The organism is Sulfuricurvum sp. (assembly GCF_028688295.1).
Lineage (GTDB): Bacteria > Campylobacterota > Campylobacteria > Campylobacterales > Sulfurimonadaceae > Sulfuricurvum.
Window position 1 is genome coordinate 23,363 of record NZ_JAQTYM010000009.1, and the last position, 25,266, is coordinate 48,628.

A 25,266-nucleotide genomic window follows, 5' to 3' on the forward strand; every position below is an offset into this window, starting at 1 on the left:
TGGGGTTATGAGGGGAAATCTATCGATGCGGGAAGCTCTTTCGGAGACTTGATCCGAAGCTGTTTATGGATATTCATCCGTCCGTATACCACCTCGAAATCTGAGGGGGAAACACCGAACTCTTTTGCTAAAAACCGTACCATGTGATCGGTTGCTTTCCCTGCTACGGGTGCGGCAGTGACACTTACTTTGAGCTGATTTCCTTTAGGTTTTCCGATGGCGTCTCTCTTGGCACTGGGTGTTCCTAAAATGTTGAGTACCAAAATATCCCCTTCCCATTGGTAAAAAATATTGGTAAGAGTTTTGGCTTTCACAGAGGAACCTTTACAATAGAAAAACTGAATGCAATTTTACCATTTTGAGAGGGTAATAGGTGAGGATGAGAGAGAAGAATACGGCGAAAGCCGTATCTTGTTAGCAGTCGCGTACGAGATTATGACAACGCATACACGCGCGTTGAATATCGAGATAGGCATTTTGCTCATCATCGCTTCATTACCTAAGAGTTTTTGGAGGAGAACCTCCTAAAAGTGAAAAGCCGATTAAATGAAATCGACTTTAGTAACGTGGTGTTTGAGACCTAACTCTTCAGCACTACAGCCAAGAGCTAAACCTACCATCTGTTGCATATGAAGAACCGGAAGGGAAACTTCACGACCGATCGCAACAGAAGCATGGTGTGTTTGAGTATCGAGTTTGAGATGACAAAGTGGACAAGGTGTTACCATCCAGTCTGCATTCGCATCCATCGCACCGGCAACTGCATTACCTGTTAGGATTGCAGCAGTACGAGGTGCTTGAAGCTCGGCATGGAAACCACAACACTTGTTTTTCTCTTCATAATCCACACTAGCTCCACCACATGCGATGATAAGATCATCAAGTGAAGTTGGTTTGTACGGATTCTCATGACCTTTATGCGTTTCATTTTGAAGCTCAGAAGGGCGAATATTGTGGCAACCGTAAAACGGAGCGATATTAAATTGGCTTAAAGGTTTTACAACCATCTCTTTAATCTTATCAAGACCGAAATCATCGATGATTGCGTATAAGAAGTGAGTGATTTGAGAAGTCCCTTTGTACTCCAATCCCACTTCGGAGAGCTTTGCATTTACTTTTGCTTTGAGCTCTGCATTATGATCGAGACGGTGTTTTGTCATTGCCGTATTGAGCTGACACGTATTACAGATTGTAACCATTGTTAACCCGTGCATTTCAGCATAAGCGATGTTACGTGCATTGAGTACAAGTGAAAGAAAATCATCATAATCTTGCAGGTGTGAAGCACCGCAACATGAAGCTTCGGTCAACTCTACAAGCTCTATTCCCAGTTTATTCGCCACAGCCAGTGTCGACATCATCTGTTCCGGCGTACTCTCTTTTGCAGTACAACCGGTAAAAAGTGCGTATTTTAATTTTTCCATTGAGTACTCCCTAAAACTTTACTGTTGATGAAGATTTGATTAGTTTTTTGATCTCATCTAATTTATCGGCTTTCGGCATATTCCATGGCAATACGATCTTACCTTTGGCAAACATTTTCAACGCAACCGGAACGTATTTTAGTACACCGATATTCCCCTCTGAGTAGCGTACAAGTTCACCCTCATCGAGAAGACCGTGTTTTTCAATCGAGTGGGCAAAACCGACGGCATGGCGAGTCGCAACATTGTTTTTCGCAATGTTAGCTTCAAACACCATGTTATGGAGTTTAGTGATTTTCTCGATAGGATTGACCTCTTTCGGACAAACCTCTGCACACTCCATACATTTGACACAGTCCCAAACCCCTTGAGCCTCTTCGTTAACGATGTGTAAGCGCTCTAACGAAGCTTCATCACGAACGTCAGCGCTAAATCGATATGCAGCGGCAAAAGCAGCTGGCCCGATAAACTCATCATTGATAGCCAATGCTGGACATGAGTAGTGACACGCACCGCATTGGATACAATAATCGGCTTCGAGAAGCTTTTCGGCATCATGAGGGCTGACAAGGTGCTCTAATGCAGGGTGCTCTTCGATGTCACTAACTAGGTACGGTTGCACTTGTGCGTGTTTATCCCAGAAATCTTTTTTGTCGATAATCAAGTCTTTGATAGCCCGTTTTGTGCTAAGTGGCTCTAGAATGATTTCTGATCCGAACGTTTCGACGAGATCAAATAGACGAGTTTTACAGGCTAATATCCCTTTGCCGTTCGCTTTGATCGAACAAACACCGCAAATACCGTGGCGGCAACTGCGACGGTAAGAGAGAGTTCCATCATGATCCCATTTGATACGGTTGAGGATATCGAGAACAACCTCTTCATGTGTTACATCGAGAGTGTAGGTGTTATAGTAAGGGAGGTAATCGGTCTCTTCGTTAAAACGGAAAACTTTAAACGTCACCTGTTGAGTTTTAATTGCATCCATGACGTTCTCCTTAATAAGATCTTGCTTTGAGTTCATGACGTCCAAGGGTTACGTCCATGTAATCAAGCTTGATATTTCCGTTTTCATCCATGTATGCCATGGTGTGTTTCAAGAAATTTTCATCATCGCGTGTCGGGAAATCTTCACGGAAGTGTGCCCCACGACTCTCTTTACGATCGAGCGCACTCGCAACGATAAAGAGTGAGTAGTCTAACATGTGACCGAATTCGATTGCCTCTTGAAGTTCGGTGTTAAAAATTTTCGATTTATCGGCAATGCGGATATGTTGGTAACGGTTGCGTAGATCGTTCAAAATCCCCATTTGTACTTGTAGAGTTTCTGCGGTGCGGAAAACCCCAGCGTTATCACTCATTGATTGTTGCAACTCTTCGCGAAGTGCCGGGACGGACTCTTGGCCGTTATTGGTAAGTACCCAATTCATTTCAGAGATCATTCGCTCTGCATCAGCTTCAGTTGCTGTGTGTAAAGTCAGGGTATCGATTTCGCTTACCATTGTTTTTCCGACAAAACGTCCAAACAACAATGCTTCAAGAACTGAGTTCGCACCGAGGCGGTTGGCTCCGTGAACGGATGAGCATGAACACTCACCTGCTGCGTAGAACCCCTCAACAAACTCAGAGTTGTTTTTACGAACATGACCGTGTTTATCCATCGGAATACCACCCATAGAGTAGTGAGCCGTTGCCGAGATCAAAATCGGCTCTTTAATCATGTCTAGTCCGAGGAAGGTGATCGCGAGGTCGCGAAGTTCCGGTAGACGTTCCATGATTTTCTCTTTGCCCAAATGGACAAGATCGATAAATACAGCGTCTTTACGAGGACCTACTCCGCGACCTTCACGGATCTCTTGGATGATCGCACGGGCTACAACGTCGCGAGAAGCGAGCTCCATCGCATTCGGTGCGTATTTTTCCATAAAACGCTCACCCAGAGAGTTAAGGAGTTTTCCACCCTCACCGCGAGCTGCTTCGGAGATCAAAACGCCGTTTCCAGAAAGCCCAGATGGGTGGAATTGTACAAATTCCATATCTTCGAGAGGAAGACCGTGACGCGCTACAAGAGAGAGACCATCACCTGTGTTGGCATGAGCGTTTGAGTTGATTTTAAATGCACGTGCATAGCCGCCGGTAGCAAACATAACTGCTTTCGCGTTGAAAATCGCTTTTTCAGAGTTACGGATGTTGTAGGCACTGACACCGTACACTTTACCTTCGTTGTACAACAAGTCGGCAACATACCACTCATCCCAAAACTCCACGCCTTCACGGAAGGCTTGTTCATAAATGGTTTGAAGGAGAGTAAGACCGGTGCGGTCTTTTGCAAAACAGGCACGTGGTGAAGATTGTCCGCCAAAAGGGCGTTGAGCAATCGTACCGTCTTCGTTACGGCTAAATGCCGCTCCCATACGTTCTACCCAACGGATCGTTTCCGGTGCTTTTTCACACATAAATTGGACAACGTCTTGGTCAGCAAGGTAATCTGAACCCTTGACGGTATCGAACTCATGGAGCTCAACGCTATCAGCATCACTAAACGCAGCGTTAATTCCCCCCTGTGCAGCACCTGAGTGACTACGCAATGGGTGAAGTTTTGTGACGACGGCAACTTTTTTGCCGGCTTTTTGCAATTCACGAGCTGCAGCACATCCAGCTAAACCCGCTCCGACAATAACCGCATCATAAGTATAAATGGGAATACTCATACGCCTTCCTTGTTCATAAAATCTGTGAACGATTATAGCGTGCCACTCCTTGGGTAAGATTAAAAAGGGTTATGGATGGGTGTAGTAGTTAAAAGTGGAAAATGTTGTCCAAAATAGTAACAATATTGATAAAACTTCCACCCAAATATGGGTGAAATAGTTACATTGTGAAGAGAGATTAACTAAATTCTTTTCGATCACGTTGTTGAGCAATACGATTTCCACCGATTTCTTTTGCCTTTTCGATTAAAGCAATTGCCTCTGTCGTTGCTTCATCAATCGATTTTGCCGGTGGTTTGAGTAAAAACCCCCCACTTAACGTGATTTTAATCGGCCCTTTGGCTGTCGAAAAGCTTGATTCTTCTACCGTGTGAATGATTTTTTCTGCTTCTTGAAATGCAAGTTGTTTGCTATTACGAGACATGAGAAAAATAAGACGGTCGTTGTCGATGTGAGCGATAACGTCTAATGGTTGTTCATACATATTTAAAATATCCCCTAGTTTCTTGAACATATTGCTCATATCTTCTTTGGAATGGGTATTGATGAGTGAGACGTAATGATCAATTTCAAACAAAACAAGAAAGACAGTATTGCCGGATTTCCCTGCCTTTTTAGCGTTGAAAGCATAGGTAAGACCCTTTTCGTTGTTAAGACCGCTGCTTGGATGGATAAGATTTGGATTGAGGGAGGATAAGGAAGACTTGCGCATTAATCGTTTAAGTATAAAATCAACTTCTTCTGTTTTGACGAGTTTTACAGAGCCGTCGACATCGACGGAACAAGCTTTATCTATGTCAGAATAGATTTGATTAAGTCTATATCGATAGAGTAGAAATACGATTAAACCTATAAAAAAGAGCAAAATTGAAACCATTTTAGCTGTTGTAATGGACTCTTGGATAATGTGAATCTGATAATCGATCATGCTATCAATATCGGATAAAAAAGCAGCGCGTGCGTTCATCATCCGATCATGGGAACTATTTTTTGACATTACCAGTGATTCAGACCAAAGTAGTGCCGCATCTCGAAAAGTTTCCGATGATATCTCCAGTGATCGTAAAAGTGATGCTTGTTCTTCATTCGAAGTGACAAATGAATCTAAAAAAGCTTCTTCACCAGAACGTTTAACCGAAAGTGTTATTTCAGAAATGGCCCCATTGATAAGAATCGATCCCATTTTTGGGTCACTTAAATCGGTATTAATAATTTTAGCAATTAAGAGATGCTGATTTTTAAGTGCAGCTAAGCGATCCGTGTATTGTGATATATGAAAAAGTTGAATACTTAAAAATGTGATACCAAAACCAAGTAACATGAGCGCCGTTTTAAGATTAAAAAAAACTTTTCTTATCGAAATTAACATTTTAACCTCCTTCTATCAAGTGATGTATATCTTTATTTAAGATTAATTAAACACACTATATCACAGTGAATCTGATAATGTACTGATTTAACGCGAGCATAATATGATTTTGTCTATAATAATAACATTTTATGTTACAGCTAGGATAGAGATACGCAGCGTGAATACCGAAAACTATTTTATCTCTACGTTTACTTCTCATCGTAGCCTTATAGGTGATGATGGCGCGTGCATCGGTAAATGGGTGTACAGTAAAGATGTTTTTTTTGAAAACGTACATTTCAAAAAAGAGTGGTTGAGCTATTATCAAATTGGGTATAAAGCGATGATCGTCAATATCTCAGACGCTATTGCAATGAATGCAATACCAAAATATGCATTGTTAGGGGTTGCGATGCCAAATTCGATGACCCGTCATCAAATGGATGAACTCTCACGCGGTATTCAATCTGCTACGGTAGAATATGGTATTGAGATTATCGGCGGTGACACGATCAGCAATTCTAAACTCGATATTTCTGTTACGATTATTTCAGAAGCGAGTAATCCTTTATTACGCAAGGGGATGAAAATAGGTGATATTATTGCTTATACCGGAGTGATCGGTAAATCTGCACGGGATTTACGCTATTTGTTAAGCGGTGGAAAAGTTCATACGAAGAGCCGTTTTGTCACTCCTAAGCTTCGCCAATCGTTTGTAGCTCATGGCAGAAAACTGTTGCATTGCGGGATGGATATTTCCGATGGCCTTTTTAGCGATATTGGAAAACTTTGTGAGGCGAATCGATTGGGAATTCGATTGATGAAAAAAATACCTAAAAAAATAGCTTGCAGCGGTGAAGAGTATGAAATGTTAATCGCTTTTTCACCTCGCCAGCTTAGAGCCATTCAGCGCATTGGCGCTCGAACACGTGTTTCTGTAACACCCGTTGCCCGCGCAGTGCGTGGACGTTATCTCAATCGCTGTAAGCGTCATCATTTCTAGGAGTTTCATGGAACGTCAATATTCTCTCCCTCATAGCCCTATCGAATTTCATTTTCGTCAATCCGCGCGTGATTTTGTGGTTGATGAAATACCCTTGTATCCTTTTAGTGGGGATGGCGAACATTTAGTGTTGCATGTTCGAAAGAAAAATCTTTCTACATGGCAAATGATTGATATTTTTAGCAATCATTTAGGGATTAAAGGGCGTGATATCGGTTATGCCGGATTGAAAGACAAAAATGCTCAAACCAAACAATACATATCGCTTCCACGAAAATTTGAATCTGTTTTGGAGAATTTTGAGCATGAGGGGATAAAAATCCTCGAAAAAACCTATCATAATAATAAAATTCGGATGGGACATCTCAAAGGAAACCGCTTTTTCATTCGGCTGAAAAAAGTAAATCCAACATCAGCGATGAAAATACAAGAAGCTCTCAAACTAATCAAAAAGCTGGGCATGCCAAACTATTTTGGTTTTCAACGTTTTGGAATCGATGGAGAAAACTACAAAAAAGGTCAAGCAATTTTGGCAGGAACGCTCAAAGAGCGGAATAAAAAATTGTCGCAGTTTTACATCAACTCTTATCAAAGTTATCTCTTTAACGATTGGTTGAGCCGTCGTATCGAGATATCCAAGCTGGTAGACGGGTTTAGTATTGATGAACTGAGTCGTATATTAGCGTTTCCAAAAGAAGAACTAGTGGCAATGAAATCCCAAAAACATCCCTTTAAACTCATTCATGGGGATGTGATGATGCATTATCCTTATGGAAAGATATTTCATTATGAGAGTGATGAGGAGGTTGAACGCTTTCTTAAGCGTGATATCTCATTCACGGGTCTCTTAAGCGGTAAACGTGCTACTCGCGCGGTGGAAGTTGCCGAGAGTATTGAAAAAGAGTTCGACACGATTCATGAGGGGATTGATGGTGCACGTCGTTACGGATGGATCTTTCCTGAAGAGGTAGAGGGGGAATATAAAGAAAATGAAGCATGGTTTGAACTTCATTTTACCCTTCCAAAAGGGTGTTATGCCACCGTGCTTATCGAAGAGATCGCTAAGCGCCCAATTCAAACCGATGAAACTCAGGAGTAGCCTATGAAACCACACTTCACCTCTGCTTTATCTCAGGCTTTTGGGCGTTTTGCATCAAAAGAGCATGGTAAAACATTTCAAAATATGATTAATAAAACGTATGTAAAGATGATGGGATTGGATATGTCCGATTTTGATTCTCCTGAATCTTATCCAACCCTTAACGCATTATTTACCCGAAAATTTCGGCATATGCGAAAATATTCAAGTGACCCTATGGATATGATCAGCCCGTGCGATTCTTTGATTACTGAGTGCGGTACAATTCATGAAGATTTGGCATTGCAGATTAAAGGGATGAGCTATAGCGTTGATGGTGTATTGGGTGATGGAATTTCAAGTGATTCGAAAAAAAGTGTTCATAATGGAGCATTTGTTAATTTTTATCTCTCTCCGCGTGATTATCATCGCTACCATGCACCACTCGATATGCAGGTGCTTCATGCAGTCCATATCCCGGGGAAACTTTATCCCGTCAACATCCCCTCTCTTAAAAAACAGGTTAATCTTTTTATCGAAAATGAGCGGGTTGTGTTGGAATGTTTAAGTTCTGAGGGAAAACGGTTTTTCTTGATTTTGGTTGGTGCTCTCAATGTCGGAGAGATGGAAGTGAGTTTTGAACCTCGCATCCGAACCAACACGACGCTCACCCCGAGCCAATACAGCTATAAAGAGTTGTATTTGAGTAAAGGGGATGATTTTGGATGTTTCCGAATGGGCTCAACAATCGTCATGCTCTGTGAAAAAGAGATGGTAGAATTAGGAATTTCAACGGGGCATAACGTCCACTTTGCACAGACGATCGGGCGTATTAGCCTCTAAAGGTAACCTCTAAGCGTACATTGAGATGCCCATCATGTTCATGAATATCGATATTGCTATCGACTGGTGGATGCAGTTTACTTAATGCCCCTTGTATAGAGTGAAAAACATGTAAAAACTTCGGAAACATAGGTGCATTAATGTAGTCAATATGCCCTTTTTTGATCTCTTCAGCGATAATATTAATTCCGGCATAATAAACGGTTTTATTGATACCTCTACTGATTTGATAATTGCGAAGCAGTTCAATATTACGAATCAGAACGTCGCACTCTTCTTGGCACAGGGTTTTATTTTCACTTGCCCGTGTTAACTCATCTGCAATCTCATTTTCTACACGTAAACGGCGATCTTCCATTTCAGCGAGGAGATTTTTATCTTTACTTTTTATGAGTTCCAATATAGTGTCAGCTTTGAGGGGTTCAGCTTTGGCTAGGTAGGTGTATCGCTCATTAGCTTGATAGTTATGATCAAGTGCTTGGATCAACTCTGCAACGATACTGAGATACGCAAATTTATCTTCTTTGTTTTGATCAAACGTAATCCCATGTGCTGAGATTAGCGGCTTTGGTCCGGCATATTTAAGAGGCATCAATCACTCCTTGGATAGTATGCCTCACTATAAGAGGCAACAATTTTAATTATTATACATTAAATCTGAAGTGCATGATATCACCATCAGACACAATATACTCTTTTCCCTCAAGACGCATTTTCCCCGCCTCTTTCGATTTGGCTTCACCACCGCATGCTACAAAGTCCTCATAGCCGATTACTTCGGCACGGATAAACCCTTTTTCGAAGTCGTTATGGATAACAGCAGCCGCTTTCGGAGCCGTTGTGTTTTTATGGATCGTCCATGCACGAACCTCTTTAACACCCGCAGTAAAGTAGCTCATAAGTCCGAGTTTATCGAACCCTTTGCGGATGATTTGCTCCAAGCCTGATTCTTCGACACCCATATCGCGTAGGAATTCGTCACGCTCATCATCTTCCATACCGACAAGCTCTTCTTCGATCTTCGCGCACAGTTTGATCACTTCACACCCGTGTTTCGCTGCGTGTTCGCGGAGACGTTTAACGAACTCATTGTCGGAGGTTAAGCTGTCTTCATCGACGTTCGCACCGTACATGATCTCTTTGGCACTAAGAAGTCGAGTTTCACTCATCAGTTTTTCATACATTTCACTATCCGCTTTCGGAAAGTTACGAGCAAGGTTCCCCTCTGCTAAAAACTCCGCCAACTCTTCGGCAAATTCAGCCATAACCGCAGAATCTTTATCGTTTTTCGCCTGTTTTTTGAGACGTTCGATACGGTTAGTCAAGACTTCGATGTCGGCGAAGATCAGTTCGTTCTCGATAATTTCAACATCGAGCAGAGGATCGATACGCCCTTCTGTATGAACGATATTGTCATCTTCGAAACAACGGACGATTTGCAAGATAACTTCGGTTTCGCGGATGTTTGAGAGGAATTTATTTCCCAACCCTTCACCCTTGCTGGCTCCCTTAACGAGACCTGCGATATCAACGAAATCGAGAGTCGAGTGTTGGATACGTTCAGGGTTAACGATTTTAGCCAATGCGCTCAATCGGATATCAGGAACCGGAACGGTCGCTTTGTTCGGCTCGATTGTACAGAATGGATAGTTTGCCGCTTCGGCGTTTTGTGCTTTGGTGAGTGCGTTAAAAGTGGTTGATTTCCCGACGTTTGGTAGTCCGACAAGTCCGATTGATAATCCCATGGAGTGTTTCCTTAGTGTGTTACGATGCGTAAAGTATTGGCGCAATTATAATACAGAGTTGTTGAGTGGGGACTGAGAGAGGGCTTTCCCGATTTAATCGGGAAAGTCAAAGTGTTTATTTGCAGTTTTCCATAAGCCAGTTGAGACTCATACGCACTCCCGCACCGGTTCCGCCATAGGTATGAACATCCCATGCGCTTTCGGTGTAGGCGGAGCCTGCAATGTCGAAATGGACCCATTTTTGTTTCATATCCTCATCGATGAAGTTATCGAGGAAGAGGGCTGCTGTGATCGCTCCGCCGTACGGTTTTGACGAGACGTTGCAGACATCGGCAAGGTCGCTTTTGATCAGTTTTTTGAGGTGGCGGTTGAAAGGGAGGTTACCGCAGTATTCACCGCTCACTTCCGCCGCGTTGAGCCACTCTTGTTTGAGCGATTCGTTGTGTCCCATAACCCCTGTCGTATATGGCCCCAGAGCAACCATACACGCTCCCGTGAGGGTCGCGTAGTCGAAGATGTAATCGGCTTTTACGTTTTCCTGTGCATACCCTAAAACGTCTGCTAGTACTAAACGCCCCTCTGCATCGGTGTTGCGTACTTCGATGGTTTTGCCGTTTTTAGCACGGAGGACATCGTCAGGTTTGTAGGCGTTACCGCCAATCATGTTCTCGACCGCTCCGACAAACGCGTGCACTTCGATGTCGAGTTTTAGCTCACTCACGGCTTTGATGATCCCCATCACGGCACATCCGCCCGCTTTATCCATTTTCATCGTGACCATCGATGCTGCTGCTTTGAGACTGAGCCCGCCGCTATCGTAGGTGAGCCCTTTGCCCACGAGGGTGATGATTTTTTTAGGGTTTGCAGGTTTATATGTGAGGTGGATCAGGCGGGGAGGGTTGATGGATGCACGACCGACGGCGAGCATCGCGTTCATCCCCTCACTCTCTAATCCGTTAACATCGAGGATCGTACATTCAAGATTATTGGAAGAGGCTAAAGAGTCTGCAACAACTGCCATTGCCTGTGGGGTCATGTCGTATGGGGTTTGGTTGACCAAATCACGGACAAAATTTGTTGCTTTGGCAATTGTGACACTTTGGTTGAAAAGTGACTCTAAAGTACTAAAATCAGCTCCAGAATCATTAGCAAACAAAATCTCTTTGAGAGGGGAATTTTTTGGATCGGATTTGTACGATTCAAATTTATAGGTTCCTAATAGTGCCCCCTCGACTAAAGAGTTTAAACTCGCTTGTGTAATAGCAACTTTGAGGGATGCATAGCCGTAGTTCATAGCTGTTTTAAGTGCTGATGTCATCACGCAACGGTAGGTTTCACTGCTCTCATCCGTGATAGCGCAGACGAGGAGACGATGCTCATGCAGGGTGCAGAGCTGTTCGGCTTCGGCTTTAAATCCAGCCTGTGTTAGAAGGGCTTTGAGAGGGTGTACTTCAAACTGTGCCGTGGTGACACATTCAATTGTCAAATCGGCATTGAGAGAGGATAAAGGTTGATTATAAAGGGCGACGTTCACGGCGTTTCTCCAGAAGGTTTTTTTCAAGTCGGTTCAGATAGAAGAGAATACTAAAAGCGATAGTACCTAACATCGGCAGAGCAAAATACCAATGTTGTTTTGTCCAATGGAGAAAATTTAATAGGTGTTCACCGTAGTAATAAGCAGGGATAATGGTGAGAGCAGCCCACATCCATGCACTTATGAGATTGATAAAAGCGAATTTTCTGGATGAGTATTTGGTGAGACCGATTGCCATTGGGATAACGGTTCTCAAACCGTACATGTAGCGTTGAACGAAAATAATCGGCCAACCGTATTTTTTCAAGAGGAGGTGAGAAATGGCAAATTTTCGACGCTGTGATCGTAATTTATTATGAATGTAATTTTTATTGTAGCGACCGATATAAAAATAGACCTGATCACCCACAAATCCTCCGATACCTGCTACAAAGATGGCAAGCGGAAGCCACATATCTCCAGTATGGCACATGATACCACCCATGATAAGTCCCATCTCACCCTCTAGGATACTCCAGATAAAGAGGATAATATAGCCGTACTCTTTAAGCCAACCGATTAATAATGCTTCCATCAGTTGCCTTTAGTTGTCGAAATTGAGTATTTGTTTAGCTTGCATCATATCTTTATCGCCACGCCCTGAGAGATTGACGATGATGAGTTTATCTTTGATGTCAGTCATTTTTTTGAGATAAGCTACTGCGTGAGCTGTTTCAAATGCGGGAATTATCCCCTCAGCGCGGCTGAGCCATACAAAAGCGTCTAGTGCTTCGGCATCGGTGATATTGTCATACCCGACATTGTCATTATCTTTGTGGAAAGAGTGCTCCGGCCCTATACCCGGATAATCCAAACCTGCTGAGATGGAGTGGGCTTCGAGGATTTGACCATCGTCATCTTGGAGGAGGTAACTCATCTGACCGTGTAAGACTCCCGGACGTCCTTTGAGAAGTGAACAGCCGTGCTTGTCGGTTTCAACTCCTAATCCACCCGCTTCAATACCGATACAGCGTACCTCTTTGTCTTCGAGGAAGTGTTGGAATGTCCCGATAGCATTGCTCCCGCCTCCAATACAGGCGATGACATAATCAGGGAGACGGTTCTCTTTTTCCAAAATCTGAGCGCGGGCTTCGCATCCGATAATTGCTTGGAAATCGCGAACCATCATCGGATAAGGGTGCGGTCCTGCAACAGTACCGATAATGTAGAACGTATCACGTGCATGAGTAACCCAGTGGCGGATCGCGTCGTTCATTGCGTCTTTAAGGGTTTTAGAACCACTCTCTACCGCGTGAACTTTAGCACCGAGGAGTTTCATACGAAAAACATTGAGCTCTTGACGCGCGACGTCTTTGGCCCCCATAAAAATTTCACACTCTAATCCTAGTAATGCGGCAATGGTAGCGGTCGCAACACCGTGTTGACCCGCGCCTGTTTCGGCAATCACTTTTTTCTTGCCTAAACGTTTTGCCATTAGCCCTTGGGCGATAACGTTGTTGACTTTATGCGCACCCGTGTGGTTTAAATCTTCACGTTTGAGGTAGATTTTAGCCCCTAACTCTTCGGAAAGGTTGGCAGCAAAATAAAGAGGACTTGGGCGACCGACATAATCAGTGAGATAACCATCCACCTCGCTCCAGAATGTTTTATCAAAACGGATCTCTTTGTAGGCGGCTTCGAGTTCTAAAAGGGCAGGCATAAGGGTTTCAGGGACATAACGTCCTCCGAAAATACCGAAATGACCCTCAACGGGATCAAATTTGGAAGGGGATGGGATATACATTAGTCAACTCCGATTACGGTATAAACTTCGACGAGATCACGCAGTTTGCTTTGTCCGCTTAAAAAATCAAGCCCCATGATGAAACACGCTTCGATACACTCTGCACCCACTTTATTGATGAGGTTGGCACTTGCGTAGGCGGTTCCCCCGGTTGCAATCAAATCATCGATCAAGAGTACTCTGGGTTTATCAACACCACTGAAAGCATCGATATGGATTTCTACTTCATCGACACCGTATTCGAGAGAGTATTTTTCCGAGACGGTGGTATAGGGTAGTTTTCCTTTTTTACGGATCGGAACAAAACCTAATCCTAACATTTGAGCTAACGCTGCGCCAAAAATAAACCCGCGTGCATCAATACCGGCAACGTGAGTAAGATCATAGCTACTGTAACGCGCATGCAGATGGCGCATCAAAACACCGAATGCATCTGCATTAGAGAGGAGGGTGCTGATGTCTTTAAAAATAATTCCCGGTTTTGGAAAATCGGGGATATCGCGAATCGCGTTGATTAATATAGCTCGGTCACTCATGCTCAGATTCATAGGTTTTCCTTGAGAAATTGGTTAAATTAGCGCGTCAATGCGCCCTTCAAGCTCTTTGATTTTATTTTGGAGGCGATCAGTTTCCGAACGGTGTTTGGAGTTACGCTGTTTAAGCGATTTTAGCTCATTACGAAGGTTGTTGAGTTCTTCGCTGAGGATGTCAACATTTCCGAGTGCGCGTTGAAGTTGAATTTGGTATTTTCGGATCAGTATTTCTGCCTCTTTGAGGGTCATTTTCATCATTTCACTGCTACGCTGTTCTTTTACCGTAATACTACGAAAATAGAACATTTTAACCAAAAAGAAAATGGCTCCCAAGGTAACGACGGTAAGCAATGACCACTCTAAAAACATCAATTATCCTTGTATGGCCTCTATTTTACTCACGCGGCCGCAGTGACGACCCCCTTCGAACACGCCTGCAATCCATGCATCAAGGATCGATTCGGCAACCCCTTGCCCCACGATACGTTCGCCGAAGCAAAGGACGTTGGCATCATTGTGCCCACGTGCAACGCTCGCTGTATAGGCATCATGGCACAGTGCTGCGCGGATGCCATGATGACGGTTAGCCGCCATCGACATGCCGATACCTGAACCGCAGATCAAAATTCCTTGTGAACCGATATCAGCTAGGACATTTTCACACACTTTAACTGCGTAATCGGGGTAATCGACTCTCTCTTTGGAAAATGGTCCCAAATCGATCACTTCATGACCTTTGGAACGGAGATTTTCAACGGTAAAATCTTTAAGATCGATTCCGGCATGATCGGTTGCAACGTAAAACTTCATAATTCTCCTTACCCTAACAATAAATTTAATACCGCTTGAATCGGCCACATTACGAGTGGTATTTTGAGCGGGGTAACTAATATGATGATGATAACAATCATTCCATAAGGTTCGGCTTTAGCGAAAAATTCGGCAATGGCACGTATTTTGTATTTCAGACTCAGATACGACAAAAAGTGAGCCCCGTCGAATCCCGGAATGGGTAGGAGATTGAATACTGCTAAAACAACATTGATCAACAGCAATTTCATTATAAAGATATATCCAAAAATATAAGCGATACTGTCAGCTTCAGTCGGTTGAGCAAGTGAAACCAGTATGATCGAAGAGAGGGTAGCTAGGAAAATATTATAAGCGATTCCTGCCAAACTCACCTGCATGGCAGCGTTGTATCCACCATTTCGAATAACCGTATGCGTATTGATCGGAACCGGTTTTGCCCAACCGAATAAAAAACCGCTCGAAGCCCCAAGAAGCATAGGGATAAAATAGGTCATAAGGGGGACGAGAATAGAACCGAAGGGGTCGATATGAATGAGAGGATTGATACTGAGCCGACCTTGGTTTTTAGCGGTAGTATCACCGTATTTATAGGCGACCCAACCGTGCATTATCTCATGACCGATAATGGCAATGAGAAGAGCGATAACCGCCGCAGCGATTTCGAGTAGATCAATAGAGCTCATGGTCATTGGCATCTTCGCGGATTCGCTCGTTAACAGCGTGTTCTAAAATCTCTTTTTGTTCTAAATCGGTTGGTGTTTTTCCGATACGATCCCAGCGTACTTCGTAATTGCTGTCCATACTGAAATAGACAAACCACGGTGTCCCCTCGATCAAGCCATACGGGACTGATCCCCAAAAACGGCTGTCATTGGAGTGGTCACGGTTGTCTCCCATCATGAAATACTCCCCTTCGGGAACTTGGATCGGTGCAAAATTGAAAAGTTCAGTGGGGAAAACTCCGTTATCAACCATTTTGTTATCATTATGGATCCCCGGGTGCTCTTTTGCGTAAGGATTTTTAACCCATAATTTTCCATCAACCTCTACGAGCTCATACTCTGAAAAGGCTTTACGGGCATACTCATCACCTTCACGAGGATGAAGATAGAGTACTTTTTCTGACAAAAAGAGTTCATCCCCCGGTAATGCAACACATCGTTTAACGTAGTGAAGCTGAGTATTGTTAGGATAGCGGAAGATGACGATATCACCGCGCATTGGTTCGGCTCCATCGATGATGTGTCCATCGGTTCCTGGAATAAGAGGAATTTCGAGAAACGGAATATGGGGTGTTGAGATTCCGTAGGCAAATTTTTTGGCAAATAAATGATCACCGACGAGGAGAGAATCTTTCATTGATCCGCTAGGGATACGAAAGGCTTGCGCCACAAAGAAAATGATAAAGAGGACAATGATAATCGTTCCTGTCCATGTGTTTGAAAAACGGTACGCGCTGTGCGCTGCATTAAATATTTTTTTCTTCAAAATTAGTTCTCTTCTTGTGCGTGAATTTGTGCGGCTTTTAGGGTGTTAGAGAGGAGCATCGCGATAGTCATTGGACCGACTCCTCCCGGTACAGGGGTAATATAGGAGGTTTTAGGGGCAACCGCATCGTAGTCAACATCTCCGACGAGACGACCATCAGGAGTTCGGTTGATTCCGATATCGATAATGATGGTATCAGGTTTAACCATATCTTCGCGTATGAGATTAATAACACCTGCTCCAACGAGGATAACATCTGCGGCCAGTGTGTGTTTTTTCAGATCATCGGTAAAAATATGGCAGATTTCAACCGTTGCATTGGCGTTGAGCAAGAGTGCCGCCATCGGTTTTCCGACGATGTTAGAAGCGCCGACGACACAGCAGTTTTTCCCTTTTGGATCGATGTTATATTCTGCCAAAAGTTCCATAACCCCCAGTGGTGTACACGGAACAAAACCGTCCAATCCTGTTGCAAGGCGTCCGACATTATAGGGGTGGAATCCGTCTACGTCTTTGGATGGGGCAACCACTTCGAGGATCTTGGTGGTATCAACATGTTTAGGGAGAGGAAGTTGGATTAAAATCCCGTCGATGTTAGGATTTAGGTTCATCATTTCGATGGTTTTAAGGATGGCATCTTGGGAGATATCATCGGGCATTTCGTGCGTAACCGAATAAAATCCTGCACGATCACAGGCTTTTTTCTTCATACCGACGTACGCTTGACTCGCTGGATCATGACCGACCAAAATTACCGCTAAACCCGGAACTCTACCGGTTTTAACTTTCAGCTCTTTGGCCCCGAGCGTCACTTTTTCTTCGATTTTTTGTGCGAGTGCTTTACCGTCAAGAATTTGCATTTAATCACCGTCAAATTGTTTTTGGGTATCATAGCGAGTAAAGACTAATAAATGGTTAAAGGGATCAGGTGCGCGGGGTTATTCTATTATTTTTGGCATTCACATTCTCTCATGCGGAATCATTTATTACGAAAGAAGAGTATGCGGCCGGGCTCTATCATAATCCACGAGGGGTAGGGTGCCATTTGTGTCATGGAGAAAAGGGTGAGGGGAAGCTAATTGCCCGCTATCGTGACAAAGGTGAAAACAAGATTTTTGCCGGAAAACCGATCCATAAGCTCTCTTTTCGTGAGTTTTATGACAAAGTGAACAGTCGCATCATTGGCATGCCTCGTTATTATCTCACGGATACTGAGATACAAACCCTTTATTATTATCTCCATCGTGAGGAGTTTAAAAGTGCCGCTCAGAAACCTCGAAAAGCTCAATAATTTAGTTGATTCCGAAAACATAACAACCCTGAGGGCGTTAGCAATTCCCGTGAAGAGGGAATTAAACCGTACCTTGTCATTTCGATCCGCCATGATGGTGTCTACCCATAACATCAAACATCTTTCTAAAATTCCGACACTGGAAGCTGAGTGTTTAATGCTAAACCTCGAAGATGGTGTCAGTGCCTCCCAAAAACCTTACGCATTGGCGTTGTGCGCCATGGTACTCTCATCCAATCCGCAAACGGATAAAAAATTAGTGGTTCGGGTGAATCCTCTGGATGAGGGAGGTGCTGAGGAGATTTTGTTTCTCAATCCTTTCATGCCCGATGCGATTAGGGTTCCTAAAATTCGAAGTATTGAAGATGTGAGACGGGTGTTGACCCTCGTAGATGAGGGGATTGAAATTCATCTCTCCATCGAGACCAAAGAGGCGTGGCTTTTGCTCGCTCAACTGCGCATCGATACACGGATTAGTGCCTATTATCTCGGAATTCTCGATCTCTTTGCCGATTTAGGCCTCTCTCAGACGCTTCTTATCCCCGATAATCCGATGGTTCACACGCTCCTCTCTCACTTTTTGATTACCTGTCGTGCATGCGGTGTAAAACCGGTATCATTTGTCTATCAAGATTATAAAAACAGTGATGGATTACGTAACTGGCTGGAGTTGGAAAAAATGATGGGATTTGATGCAAAAGGGTGTATCTCCCCTGCTCAAGTAGAGCTGATTCATGACATTTTCGGTCACGGTGAAGCAGAGATAGAGCGATGCCACGAGATCGTGAGATTATTCGAAGAACACAGCGTCCGTGGAATTAGCGGTTTTGTGGATGAGCGGTACGGGTTTATTGACGAGCCGATTTATAAGGGTGCGTTGTCGGTTTTAGCGCAGTAGCAGTAGTAGTTCATTTAGAACTATTTTCCGCCTTTTGATAATGGACGGACTACAATGAAAATGAAACCGTGACAAATTGTCACTAGTTGAAAAATAAGCAATAACACTTTAAGGTTTCGATAACACATTTTGTACTACGCTATTAGTAACCCCACTAGTAGCGAGAGTACAGCATGACGAATACCGTAGCATTGCAATCCAACCGTCTTATCCGTTTTGAATCGTTCGAAAAGTATTTCGGAAATCGTATATTTAAAAACTTTCTCCTTTTCAGCTACATCGGTCTTTTTTTAGCCGTTATCTATATCCCTTTCGATTATAAAACCTACGGTGCGACAAGTGAGTTTTTGTATGTACTCGGCGGTAGGCTTACGGCGGTATTTTTTGCCGTTATGGTGATTATCGCTGTGGCACACCCGTATTTCGAAAATCGCCGTATCGAAGCGATTACGACGTTTGGTACGATGGGATTCAGTGCGGTTGCACTCACTTATCTTTTGTTTGGAAATCCTGTCCATTTTGTTGGCTATTCATGGATGTTTTATCTCACTGCTACCATGATGCTTGCCCCTTTGGTTACTAAAAAAATCTATTTTATTATGGAGAGTTTTCAAATCCTTTTTGTCCTCTTTGTGATGGCTTGGGTGGGAAAAAGTGCGGAAGAGATCGTGACCTATATCTTTTTTGCGTTGCCGCTGGCAGGTTATGTCTTTGCGGTAGTTATTCTCAGCCGCCGAAACGGTATCGAGGCGTATCGGAATGCGTTTGAAAACAATATTTTGATGTCGCTTGACGGACTCTCCAATCTCCTCAACCGCCGAACATGGTATGAAGTCTCCAGACGCCACTGGAATGATGATAAAGGGATCTCTTTTATTATGCTTGATATCGATCATTTTAAGCGGGTTAACGATACCTACGGACATGAGTGCGGTGACCGTGTTATCGAGGCTGTTTCAGGAATATTGCTTGAGCAAACGAGAGAACAGGATATCGTAGGACGTCTGGGTGGGGAGGAGTTCGGGGTGATATTGCCTCAAACCGATCTGAATGAAGCCAAAATAATTGCGGAACGGGTTCGCCAAAAAATCGAAGAGACGTCGATTTCGTATAATGAGGAAACGATTCGTGTCACGGCAAGTATCGGGATTATCGAAAACAGTGAACATATAGAAGATTTTAATACACTCGTAACCCTTGGAGATAAGCATCTTTACAATGCCAAGGAGCAAGGGCGTAATCGAATCTGCTATTAGTCTTTGCGATTATTTGATAATAATATAAACCCGTATCCGTATTTTTGTGGATTGGTTAGGTTTGGGATATTTCGGATGGGCGAGATTAATCGTTTGAAGGGTTAGCTCATCGAGCGGTGTTCCTAGGCGATTTTTTTCGAGAGATAGATCGCTGATACTCCCATCAGGATTGAGGGTGAACTCAACCACATTATTATCCATCGGATCGACATCATCGGGACGATCTCTCAGTAATCTTGTTCCGACGATCTCATTGAGTTTACGTATCTTTTGGAGATTGTCGATGATGTAGTGTTGTTCCCCTGCACTGAGATTAAAAAACTCTTCTCCATAGTGGTGAAGAACAGAAAAGGGGAGAGAATCACGATCTTTGGGTGTTAATGGTTTGGGTGTGTCGAGAGGGAGTGGGTTGTTTTCTTCTGAAGAGGGAGGAGATTTCTCGACAATGGTTTGCATCGGAGGTGAAGGAATAGGTGTGTTCTGTGGTACTGATGGGCTGTTGTCATTGATCTCAAGTGCTTCACTCAAAGAGATACCGAATCGTTTTTCGGGGAGGAGTTTTTTATCTTCCTTGATGTTAGGGAAACTGATCCAAAAGATACTCACAATAAAAAGATGCAAAAAGAGTGCTATGAGCAATGCTTTTTGTGAGTTAGTTGATTTCATTTTTGCATTATAACCATTGAAACTCCAGCTTTTTTAAATAGTTAAAGATTAAACTGGAGTATTAATATCCTGTAAGGTTATAAAAGACACGGTAGCGAATGAGTGTTTTTTGTTCAGGTCGGGGGTATTTGGCGTAGGAGAGTTCGATAACCTCTTTGGTTGTATCATCCAATATAGAGAGCTGTGAGTTTTTTAGAAAACGGATATCAGAGATACTGCCATCTGGATGGAGATAAAATTCAATCATATTGGTATCTTGAGTACGAATACTATCGGGAATACGTGATCGGCCGTATCGATCGAGTACCCCTTGGGTAATACGGCGCATCACTTCTTGGTTGTCAAGAATGTATTTTTGTTCTCCTGCTGAGAGCTCATTAAATTTATCCCCATAAAGACGTTGGATACTGTCGGCGATTTTGGTAGAACTTCGGACCGGTCTCTCTTGTGCTGAGGGGTCAGCTTTTGAGAGGCTTTCATGGAGATTGAATGCTTTTTGAGGAACAGGTTTACGCTCAATTTCGGCAACCGTTTTGGCGATGTGACGTTCGAACGCTTTTTTAGGCTCATTTACCGGTTCATTTTTGACGCGCTCAGGGGGCGTTATACTACGCGGGGGTTCTGGAGTGGTCACTTTTTGAAGAGGTTTTTGAACGGGCTCCGATGGCTTGATAAGCTGTTCTCCCTGAGGAATCGGACGTTTGGTGTTGGGGCGTGGAATCTCATTTTTGATGATCGCTTCAGGTTTCGGTGTAGGGCGTTCTTTGATGGAGAGGCGAAAGCGCTCTTCTGTCGGTTTTGATGGATTTTTTTCAGGCGGGATGATCGGTTTTAGCTGATTTAGGAGCACAAGCAATAGTGCTATGATGAGATGCACTAAGAGGGCGATTAACAATGCATAGATGGAAAAAGATTGGATTCGCTTCATAGTCTCAAAAAATATAGTTTAGTTTATTGTGTTAACTGACCTTTAAACGGATGTATTCGTTTTAGTGCGTAACATCATGTATTTGTGGGAATTGTACCTTGTATTTACTAATGATAGAATTTTGTTAAAAAAACTACGCTAAGATACCTTCCTTTGATAGTTATAAATTTTAGAAACGAAGGCAGAGAATAATGCATCGAATTGTTTATATTTTAATTTTCGCGGTTATTTTGTTGATTTTTAAAGCCTTTTTTTTAGATGATTATCTGAAAAAACAAGACCTAGAAAATAACGTGACAGTATCACAAGAAGTCCAAGAACCGGTTAGCGTCGAACCCGTACCGGCAGCTCCCGTTCCGGTTAAAAAAGTTCAGCCTACATCTAAAAATGAAGGGATGCCTATCGATCAGTTAGGGGATAGCATCGCTGATAAATTAGATAGTAAACTCTAATATTATTTTTTTAGTGAGAGTAAAATCCCGCTAATAACGATTAAAATCCCCCCTGTTATAACGATTGGTGTAGGGAAGAGATCACCCAAAAGTATTCCAAAAAGTGTAGCAAAGAGTACTACGGAATAACTCAGGGTGCTCACAATGCCCGCTTTAGCGTAGAAATAGGCTCTCGTCATGTAGATTTGACCGAAAGCGGCGGCTACTCCCATCAAAATAATCCACAACCACGCAATCCCCTGAGGAATAACGAACGAGTTTAGGGCGAAAGCAAAAAAATCAGAATGAACGTAGTTGGCTATAAACATTAAAAGAGCAGGGATAATAACGCCGGAGAGCATGAAGGAGAGGACTACGGTTCGCTCATCGTAATGGGCTTTGAGACTTCGTACGCTTGTATACGCCAGCGCCGATAAAAAACCGGTCAGAAGCCCCATAATATGAAGGTATCCAAATTCCATTTTGCTTAGGAGTATCACTCCTAAAAATCCTATGGCAATGGCTAAAAGAGCATGGGATTGGAGTTTTTCTTTTAAGAGAAAAAAAGCGAGTAAAGCGGTAAAAATCGGTTCTGTTTTCGCATAAACAATGGCATTAGATAAAGTCGTAGCACTGATGGTATAAAAAAATGCGAGGAGGGCAACGGTACCGATAACGCCGCGAAAAATAAGGGTAAACGGCTTTCCACCGACATTTTTCATCGGTTTGCGCAGAAGGAAAAACGCGATAACGATCAATCCGATGGTATTGCGCCAAAATGTCACTTCAACAGAGCCTAGTGAAGCAGAGAGAAGTTTGGCAAATACCATCGTTAATGAAAATAAAAAAGAGGCTGCGAGCATATAAATGATGCCAAGTCGGGTATTATCGAGGTGCGAAATCATGGTGCGATTGTAACATGATATTGACGGTTATAGGGAGTAGTTTTAGTCAATAGAGTGTAGTATTTGCAAAATATTTTTAAAAGTGAAAAATAATGGGTGAAATTATTAATTGGATTGTTGAAACGGTTGGTGCTTTAGGGTATCTAGGGATTTTTGTGATGATGTTTTTAGAGAGCAGTTTTTTCCCTTTTCCAAGCGAAGTGGTGATGATTCCAGCCGGATATTTGGCATCCAAGGGAGAAATGAATCTTTATGGTGCTATTTTGGCCGGTATCGCGGGGAGTTTGAGCGGCGCTTTGTTTAACTATTATTTGGCTTTGAAACTGGGGCGTGAGTTTATCGTGAAGTACGGTAAATATGTATTGTTTAAAGAAGAGAGTCTTCAAAAAATGGATGATTTTTTCGCTAAACACGGTCATATCTCTACCTTTAGCGGCCGTTTGATTCCTGCCGTTCGCCAATACATTTCACTTCCTGCCGGATTGGCAAGAATGAACATTATCGCATTTAGTATTTACACCAGTCTCGGTGCAGGGATTTGGGTGATTATTTTGGCGTTATTGGGATATATGCTTGGAGGAAATCAGGCACTTTTAAAAGAATATCTTCATATAATGATTGTTGCTCTTGTCGTGGGGGTTATCTTAATGATTGCGATCTATGTTCGACTCAAAGTCAAAAAAGAGATTATCGAAGAGTGAAATTCTTTCGATATCTTTTTGATCATATACCTCGTGATTTTTTAATCATCTCATAGGCGGCATTAATCTCTTGCACCTTTTCAGTTGCTTCTTTGAGATACTCATCCGAAGCGCCTTGTGATTTGATAATGTCGGGATGGTACTCACGTACGAGTGCGCGATACGCTTTTTTTACTTCATCGTTCGTTGCTTCGGCGGTGATTCCTAAGAGGGTATAGGCTTGATCGATCGAGCTCTCTTTGATACTGTTTCGATGATAAGCACCAAAACGCTCCATCATTGCTTTTAGATCTTGTTCACTGAACCCTAAATGATAGGCAATTCTATGGAGCATCTCCTCTTCACTTTGGCTTAGCGTTCCATCGATGTAAGTGAGATTGACGAGAAATTCGACCATTTTTTGACGTTTATGGGGATCTTTCGAGAGAGCCTTATAGAGTGCTTGAGCTACGAGGTCTAGATTGTGGGGAGCATTTTTCTCTTCGTCAAAAATCTCTTTGAGGAGCTTTTTGGTTGCCTCAGGATCAGGGAAGAGGGCACTGATATCGGAGAACATGTTAGCGACTAACTCCGCTTCGAGTTCATCGACACGTCCATCGGCTTTGGCTACTTTGGCTGAAAGGGCAACAAAGAGACCTAACTCACTGTGCGCAAGAGTATCTTTGTTGAGTTTGAATCCGGCAAACTGATTGGGGGTATAGGTGTGTTGGTTTTGGGAAAAACTGCGTGAAAGCCAGTAAAAAAGGGCAATAACGACGATAAGTATGATCATTTGAGTCATGAAAAATCCTGAGATAAAAAATTGAATGAAAGTGTAGCTTTAAATGGATAATAAAAAAGATTTTTTATCCAAAGCTGAAAGAGACAGTTTCATGATCAACGGCTTCATCTTTTTTGATATCGTATATCCCCTCAAAGCTGTGGGGAAATTGGCCGTTGAATTCTCCAATTTTTGAATTTTTGGCGGTTGTTTCAGCATAGTAAAACTTTTTTCCCTCGATCTGCAAGCTCGCAGGAAGAAAAGGGAGATTATCGCCATCTTCTGTATGGACAACGACAAAGACGTGACGCGGTACATACACGAACCGATAGTCAAATCCACGTTCATTCAAAAGTGAAGCAAAAAGGTTTGATTTATCATCGCAATCTCCCCAATTGGTTTCGATTACTTTTTTTGCATTACGACTGGTGTGGTCAGTTCGGTAGGGGATGTGTGTAACGTAATCAAAAAGCGATTGGAGTTCACATCCCTTGTCTCCGGCACATGCGGAGGTGAGTTGTGTTGCAAGGGCGGTAAGTTCACCTTGGTGCGCAAGATTTGTTTTTATTACCATCCCCTCCAACTCAATAACGCCGGGATCATAGATGCTGATCATTTGTGGAGAATGTGAGGGAGTAAAGGAGCGTAAATCGCGTGTCTCTATTTTCGTGACGAAGATCCCTGCATAGGTAAAAACTCCGATAAGAATAGTGATGGTAATGAAACTCATAAATCCTGCTTTGGATTTTTGGAGGGGGCGTTTATGGGGATTGTGGAGTGATTTTAGGATTTCACGATAAATCAAGATACCAAAAAGAGCAACGAGAAGGATTTTTATCCAGAGATCCATAATGCCTCTTTTTGATCTCTTTTCATCTGTTTGATAAAGATTTCACGTTTCAGCGCACTGCTTTTATCGATATGGCTTTCATGATACATAAGCTCTACCGGACGGCGGTATCGGGTGTATTTTGCTCCCCGCATAGAGGTGTTATGCTCATTTAGCCGTTTCTCGATATCGGTAGTAATACCGGTATAAAATGTGTTGTCATTGCATCTGAGGATATAAACGCTGTAGCTCTTCATGATGAGAGTATAACAAAAGAGAGGTGAAGATGCATAAA

General features: G+C 42.9%; 31 protein-coding genes. 9 read left to right on the forward strand and 22 right to left on the reverse strand.

What is annotated here, in order from left to right; genetic code table 11:
* Positions 1-5: 5 nt before the first annotated feature.
* Positions 6-314, reverse strand: a complete 309-nt coding sequence (locus PHR02_RS03800; protein ID WP_299989151.1) for a DUF167 family protein — start codon at positions 312-314, stop codon at positions 6-8.
* 28 nt (positions 315-342) lie between these two features.
* Between PHR02_RS03800 and PHR02_RS03805 the strand changes: the two genes are divergently transcribed.
* Positions 343-528, forward strand: a complete 186-nt coding sequence (locus PHR02_RS03805; RefSeq protein ID WP_299989154.1) for a hypothetical protein — start codon at positions 343-345, stop codon at positions 526-528.
* Positions 529-542: 14 nt separating this feature from the next.
* Here the strand turns inward: PHR02_RS03805 and PHR02_RS03810 are convergent, their stop codons facing one another.
* The 4 genes from PHR02_RS03810 to PHR02_RS03825 form a co-directional block, all read right to left on the reverse strand.
* The gene (locus tag PHR02_RS03810) at positions 543-1,424 is read right to left on the reverse strand and encodes a CoB--CoM heterodisulfide reductase iron-sulfur subunit B family protein (RefSeq protein ID WP_299989157.1); all 882 of its coding nucleotides are present in this window, start codon (positions 1,422-1,424) and stop codon (positions 543-545) included.
* A gap of 10 nt (positions 1,425-1,434) precedes the next feature.
* Positions 1,435-2,412, reverse strand: coding sequence for a succinate dehydrogenase iron-sulfur subunit (gene sdhB, locus PHR02_RS03815; protein ID WP_299989160.1), 978 nt, complete (start codon positions 2,410-2,412; stop codon positions 1,435-1,437).
* A gap of 10 nt (positions 2,413-2,422) precedes the next feature.
* On the reverse strand, positions 2,423-4,135 hold the full coding sequence (locus PHR02_RS03820; protein ID WP_299989163.1) for an FAD-dependent oxidoreductase: 1,713 nt from the start codon (positions 4,133-4,135) through the stop codon (positions 2,423-2,425).
* Positions 4,136-4,313: 178 nt separating this feature from the next.
* A complete protein-coding gene (locus PHR02_RS03825; RefSeq protein WP_299989165.1) occupies positions 4,314-5,504 on the reverse strand; it encodes a diguanylate cyclase in 1,191 nt (396 codons plus the stop codon).
* Between the two features lie 160 nt (positions 5,505-5,664).
* Between PHR02_RS03825 and PHR02_RS03830 the strand changes: the two genes are divergently transcribed.
* From PHR02_RS03830 to PHR02_RS03840, 3 genes are read left to right on the forward strand one after another with little or no spacing between them, the layout of a single operon-like run.
* A complete protein-coding gene (locus PHR02_RS03830) occupies positions 5,665-6,489 on the forward strand; it encodes a thiamine-phosphate kinase (protein WP_299989168.1) in 825 nt (274 codons plus the stop codon).
* 7 nt (positions 6,490-6,496) lie between these two features.
* Positions 6,497-7,588 carry a tRNA pseudouridine(13) synthase TruD gene (gene truD / locus PHR02_RS03835; RefSeq protein ID WP_299989171.1) on the forward strand — a complete coding sequence of 364 codons (1,092 nt, stop codon included), beginning with the start codon at positions 6,497-6,499 and terminating at the stop codon, positions 7,586-7,588.
* Between the two features lie 3 nt (positions 7,589-7,591).
* A complete protein-coding gene (locus PHR02_RS03840; protein WP_299989174.1) occupies positions 7,592-8,410 on the forward strand; it encodes a phosphatidylserine decarboxylase in 819 nt (272 codons plus the stop codon).
* Here PHR02_RS03840 and PHR02_RS03845 read toward each other — a convergent pair.
* The 11 genes from PHR02_RS03845 to folD form a co-directional block, all read right to left on the reverse strand.
* Entirely contained in the window at positions 8,400-9,002 is a 603-nt protein-coding gene (locus PHR02_RS03845) for a hypothetical protein (RefSeq protein ID WP_299989177.1), read from the reverse strand. The genes PHR02_RS03840 and PHR02_RS03845 overlap by 11 nt on opposite strands.
* 52 nt (positions 9,003-9,054) lie before the next feature.
* Entirely contained in the window at positions 9,055-10,155 is a 1,101-nt protein-coding gene (gene ychF, locus PHR02_RS03850) for a redox-regulated ATPase YchF (RefSeq protein WP_299989179.1), read from the reverse strand.
* Positions 10,156-10,270: 115 nt separating this feature from the next.
* Entirely contained in the window at positions 10,271-11,689 is a 1,419-nt protein-coding gene (locus PHR02_RS03855) for a leucyl aminopeptidase (RefSeq protein WP_299989182.1), read from the reverse strand.
* Positions 11,670-12,263, reverse strand: a complete 594-nt coding sequence (locus PHR02_RS03860) for a DedA family protein (protein ID WP_299989185.1) — start codon at positions 12,261-12,263, stop codon at positions 11,670-11,672. Before PHR02_RS03860 ends, PHR02_RS03855 begins: the two co-directional genes overlap by 20 nt.
* Positions 12,264-12,272: 9 nt before the next feature.
* On the reverse strand, positions 12,273-13,472 hold the full coding sequence (gene trpB / locus PHR02_RS03865; RefSeq protein ID WP_299989187.1) for a tryptophan synthase subunit beta: 1,200 nt from the start codon (positions 13,470-13,472) through the stop codon (positions 12,273-12,275).
* Positions 13,472-14,020 (reverse strand): adenine phosphoribosyltransferase, encoded by a 549-nt coding sequence (locus PHR02_RS03870; protein ID WP_299989190.1) that lies wholly within the window; start codon positions 14,018-14,020, stop codon positions 13,472-13,474. The genes trpB and PHR02_RS03870 overlap by 1 nt, the downstream gene beginning before the upstream one ends.
* A 21-nt stretch (positions 14,021-14,041) precedes the next feature.
* Positions 14,042-14,374 (reverse strand): hypothetical protein, encoded by a 333-nt coding sequence (locus tag PHR02_RS03875; RefSeq protein ID WP_299989193.1) that lies wholly within the window; start codon positions 14,372-14,374, stop codon positions 14,042-14,044.
* Positions 14,375-14,377: 3 nt separating this feature from the next.
* Positions 14,378-14,815, reverse strand: a complete 438-nt coding sequence (rpiB, locus tag PHR02_RS03880; RefSeq protein ID WP_299989196.1) for a ribose 5-phosphate isomerase B — start codon at positions 14,813-14,815, stop codon at positions 14,378-14,380.
* Positions 14,816-14,823: 8 nt separating this feature from the next.
* A complete protein-coding gene (locus PHR02_RS03885) occupies positions 14,824-15,507 on the reverse strand; it encodes a site-2 protease family protein (RefSeq protein WP_299989199.1) in 684 nt (227 codons plus the stop codon).
* Positions 15,488-16,306 (reverse strand): signal peptidase I, encoded by an 819-nt coding sequence (gene lepB / locus PHR02_RS03890; RefSeq protein WP_299989202.1) that lies wholly within the window; start codon positions 16,304-16,306, stop codon positions 15,488-15,490. Before lepB ends, PHR02_RS03885 begins: the two co-directional genes overlap by 20 nt.
* A gap of 2 nt (positions 16,307-16,308) precedes the next feature.
* A complete protein-coding gene (gene folD, locus PHR02_RS03895; RefSeq protein WP_299989205.1) occupies positions 16,309-17,166 on the reverse strand; it encodes a bifunctional methylenetetrahydrofolate dehydrogenase/methenyltetrahydrofolate cyclohydrolase FolD in 858 nt (285 codons plus the stop codon).
* Between the two features lie 68 nt (positions 17,167-17,234).
* Here folD and PHR02_RS03900 point away from each other — a divergent pair, with 68 nt between their 5' ends.
* From PHR02_RS03900 to PHR02_RS03910, 3 genes are all read left to right on the forward strand, one after another.
* Positions 17,235-17,597: a cytochrome c gene (locus PHR02_RS03900; RefSeq protein ID WP_299989208.1), complete on the forward strand. Its 363-nt coding sequence runs from the start codon at positions 17,235-17,237 to the stop codon at positions 17,595-17,597.
* Positions 17,566-18,495 (forward strand): aldolase/citrate lyase family protein, encoded by a 930-nt coding sequence (locus tag PHR02_RS03905; RefSeq protein ID WP_299989211.1) that lies wholly within the window; start codon positions 17,566-17,568, stop codon positions 18,493-18,495. Before PHR02_RS03900 ends, PHR02_RS03905 begins: the two co-directional genes overlap by 32 nt.
* Before the next feature lie 173 nt (positions 18,496-18,668).
* Entirely contained in the window at positions 18,669-19,751 is a 1,083-nt protein-coding gene (locus PHR02_RS03910; RefSeq protein WP_299989214.1) for a GGDEF domain-containing protein, read from the forward strand.
* 9 nt (positions 19,752-19,760) lie between these two features.
* Here the strand turns inward: PHR02_RS03910 and PHR02_RS03915 are convergent, their stop codons facing one another.
* Both PHR02_RS03915 and PHR02_RS03920 read right to left on the reverse strand, forming a co-directional pair.
* Positions 19,761-20,417, reverse strand: coding sequence for an energy transducer TonB (locus PHR02_RS03915; RefSeq protein ID WP_299989217.1), 657 nt, complete (start codon positions 20,415-20,417; stop codon positions 19,761-19,763).
* 61 nt (positions 20,418-20,478) lie between these two features.
* The gene (locus tag PHR02_RS03920) at positions 20,479-21,345 is read right to left on the reverse strand and encodes an energy transducer TonB (RefSeq protein ID WP_299989220.1); all 867 of its coding nucleotides are present in this window, start codon (positions 21,343-21,345) and stop codon (positions 20,479-20,481) included.
* Positions 21,346-21,536: 191 nt separating this feature from the next.
* On the opposite strand from PHR02_RS03920, the gene PHR02_RS03925 reads away from it, so the two are divergent.
* Positions 21,537-21,797 (forward strand): hypothetical protein, encoded by a 261-nt coding sequence (locus PHR02_RS03925; RefSeq protein WP_299989223.1) that lies wholly within the window; start codon positions 21,537-21,539, stop codon positions 21,795-21,797.
* A 2-nt stretch (positions 21,798-21,799) separates the two neighbouring features.
* Here PHR02_RS03925 and PHR02_RS03930 read toward each other — a convergent pair whose 3' ends face one another.
* Positions 21,800-22,681, reverse strand: a complete 882-nt coding sequence (locus tag PHR02_RS03930; RefSeq protein WP_299989225.1) for a DMT family transporter — start codon at positions 22,679-22,681, stop codon at positions 21,800-21,802.
* A gap of 92 nt (positions 22,682-22,773) precedes the next feature.
* Between PHR02_RS03930 and PHR02_RS03935 the strand changes: the two genes are divergently transcribed.
* The gene (locus tag PHR02_RS03935) at positions 22,774-23,382 is read left to right on the forward strand and encodes a DedA family protein (RefSeq protein ID WP_299989228.1); all 609 of its coding nucleotides are present in this window, start codon (positions 22,774-22,776) and stop codon (positions 23,380-23,382) included.
* A gap of 22 nt (positions 23,383-23,404) precedes the next feature.
* On the opposite strand, the gene PHR02_RS03940 is transcribed toward PHR02_RS03935, so the two are convergent.
* The 3 genes from PHR02_RS03940 to PHR02_RS03950 all read right to left on the reverse strand — a co-directional run bounded on the left by PHR02_RS03940 (position 23,405) and on the right by PHR02_RS03950 (position 25,228).
* Positions 23,405-24,163 carry a TerB family tellurite resistance protein gene (locus PHR02_RS03940; protein ID WP_299989231.1) on the reverse strand — a complete coding sequence of 253 codons (759 nt, stop codon included), beginning with the start codon at positions 24,161-24,163 and terminating at the stop codon, positions 23,405-23,407.
* Positions 24,164-24,227: 64 nt separating this feature from the next.
* Positions 24,228-24,992, reverse strand: coding sequence for a transglutaminase domain-containing protein (locus PHR02_RS03945; RefSeq protein WP_299989234.1), 765 nt, complete (start codon positions 24,990-24,992; stop codon positions 24,228-24,230).
* Positions 24,977-25,228: a GIY-YIG nuclease family protein gene (locus PHR02_RS03950; protein WP_299989237.1), complete on the reverse strand. Its 252-nt coding sequence runs from the start codon at positions 25,226-25,228 to the stop codon at positions 24,977-24,979. The genes PHR02_RS03945 and PHR02_RS03950 overlap by 16 nt, the downstream gene beginning before the upstream one ends.
* Positions 25,229-25,266: the final 38 nt, after the last annotated feature.

Coding starts and splice junctions, on each gene's coding strand:
- PHR02_RS03805 (WP_299989154.1), top strand. CDS start 343: ATGCAATTTTACCATTTTGAGAGGGTAATAGGTGAGGATGAGAGAGAA.
- PHR02_RS03810 (WP_299989157.1), bottom strand. CDS start 1,424: ATGGAAAAATTAAAATACGCACTTTTTACCGGTTGTACTGCAAAAGAG.
- sdhB (WP_299989160.1), bottom strand. CDS start 2,412: ATGGATGCAATTAAAACTCAACAGGTGACGTTTAAAGTTTTCCGTTTT.
- PHR02_RS03820 (WP_299989163.1), bottom strand. CDS start 4,135: ATGAGTATTCCCATTTATACTTATGATGCGGTTATTGTCGGAGCGGGT.
- PHR02_RS03825 (WP_299989165.1), bottom strand. CDS start 5,504: ATGTTAATTTCGATAAGAAAAGTTTTTTTTAATCTTAAAACGGCGCTC.
- truD (WP_299989171.1), top strand. CDS start 6,497: ATGGAACGTCAATATTCTCTCCCTCATAGCCCTATCGAATTTCATTTT.
- PHR02_RS03840 (WP_299989174.1), top strand. CDS start 7,592: ATGAAACCACACTTCACCTCTGCTTTATCTCAGGCTTTTGGGCGTTTT.
- PHR02_RS03845 (WP_299989177.1), bottom strand. CDS start 9,002: ATGCCTCTTAAATATGCCGGACCAAAGCCGCTAATCTCAGCACATGGG.
- ychF (WP_299989179.1), bottom strand. CDS start 10,155: ATGGGATTATCAATCGGACTTGTCGGACTACCAAACGTCGGGAAATCA.
- PHR02_RS03860 (WP_299989185.1), bottom strand. CDS start 12,263: ATGGAAGCATTATTAATCGGTTGGCTTAAAGAGTACGGCTATATTATC.
- trpB (WP_299989187.1), bottom strand. CDS start 13,472: ATGTATATCCCATCCCCTTCCAAATTTGATCCCGTTGAGGGTCATTTC.
- PHR02_RS03870 (WP_299989190.1), bottom strand. CDS start 14,020: ATGAATCTGAGCATGAGTGACCGAGCTATATTAATCAACGCGATTCGC.
- PHR02_RS03875 (WP_299989193.1), bottom strand. CDS start 14,374: ATGTTTTTAGAGTGGTCATTGCTTACCGTCGTTACCTTGGGAGCCATT.
- rpiB (WP_299989196.1), bottom strand. CDS start 14,815: ATGAAGTTTTACGTTGCAACCGATCATGCCGGAATCGATCTTAAAGAT.
- PHR02_RS03885 (WP_299989199.1), bottom strand. CDS start 15,507: ATGACCATGAGCTCTATTGATCTACTCGAAATCGCTGCGGCGGTTATC.
- folD (WP_299989205.1), bottom strand. CDS start 17,166: ATGCAAATTCTTGACGGTAAAGCACTCGCACAAAAAATCGAAGAAAAA.
- PHR02_RS03910 (WP_299989214.1), top strand. CDS start 18,669: ATGACGAATACCGTAGCATTGCAATCCAACCGTCTTATCCGTTTTGAA.
- PHR02_RS03915 (WP_299989217.1), bottom strand. CDS start 20,417: ATGAAATCAACTAACTCACAAAAAGCATTGCTCATAGCACTCTTTTTG.
- PHR02_RS03920 (WP_299989220.1), bottom strand. CDS start 21,345: ATGAAGCGAATCCAATCTTTTTCCATCTATGCATTGTTAATCGCCCTC.
- PHR02_RS03925 (WP_299989223.1), top strand. CDS start 21,537: ATGCATCGAATTGTTTATATTTTAATTTTCGCGGTTATTTTGTTGATT.
- PHR02_RS03930 (WP_299989225.1), bottom strand. CDS start 22,681: ATGATTTCGCACCTCGATAATACCCGACTTGGCATCATTTATATGCTC.
- PHR02_RS03935 (WP_299989228.1), top strand. CDS start 22,774: ATGGGTGAAATTATTAATTGGATTGTTGAAACGGTTGGTGCTTTAGGG.
- PHR02_RS03940 (WP_299989231.1), bottom strand. CDS start 24,163: ATGACTCAAATGATCATACTTATCGTCGTTATTGCCCTTTTTTACTGG.
- PHR02_RS03945 (WP_299989234.1), bottom strand. CDS start 24,992: ATGGATCTCTGGATAAAAATCCTTCTCGTTGCTCTTTTTGGTATCTTG.
- PHR02_RS03950 (WP_299989237.1), bottom strand. CDS start 25,228: ATGAAGAGCTACAGCGTTTATATCCTCAGATGCAATGACAACACATTT.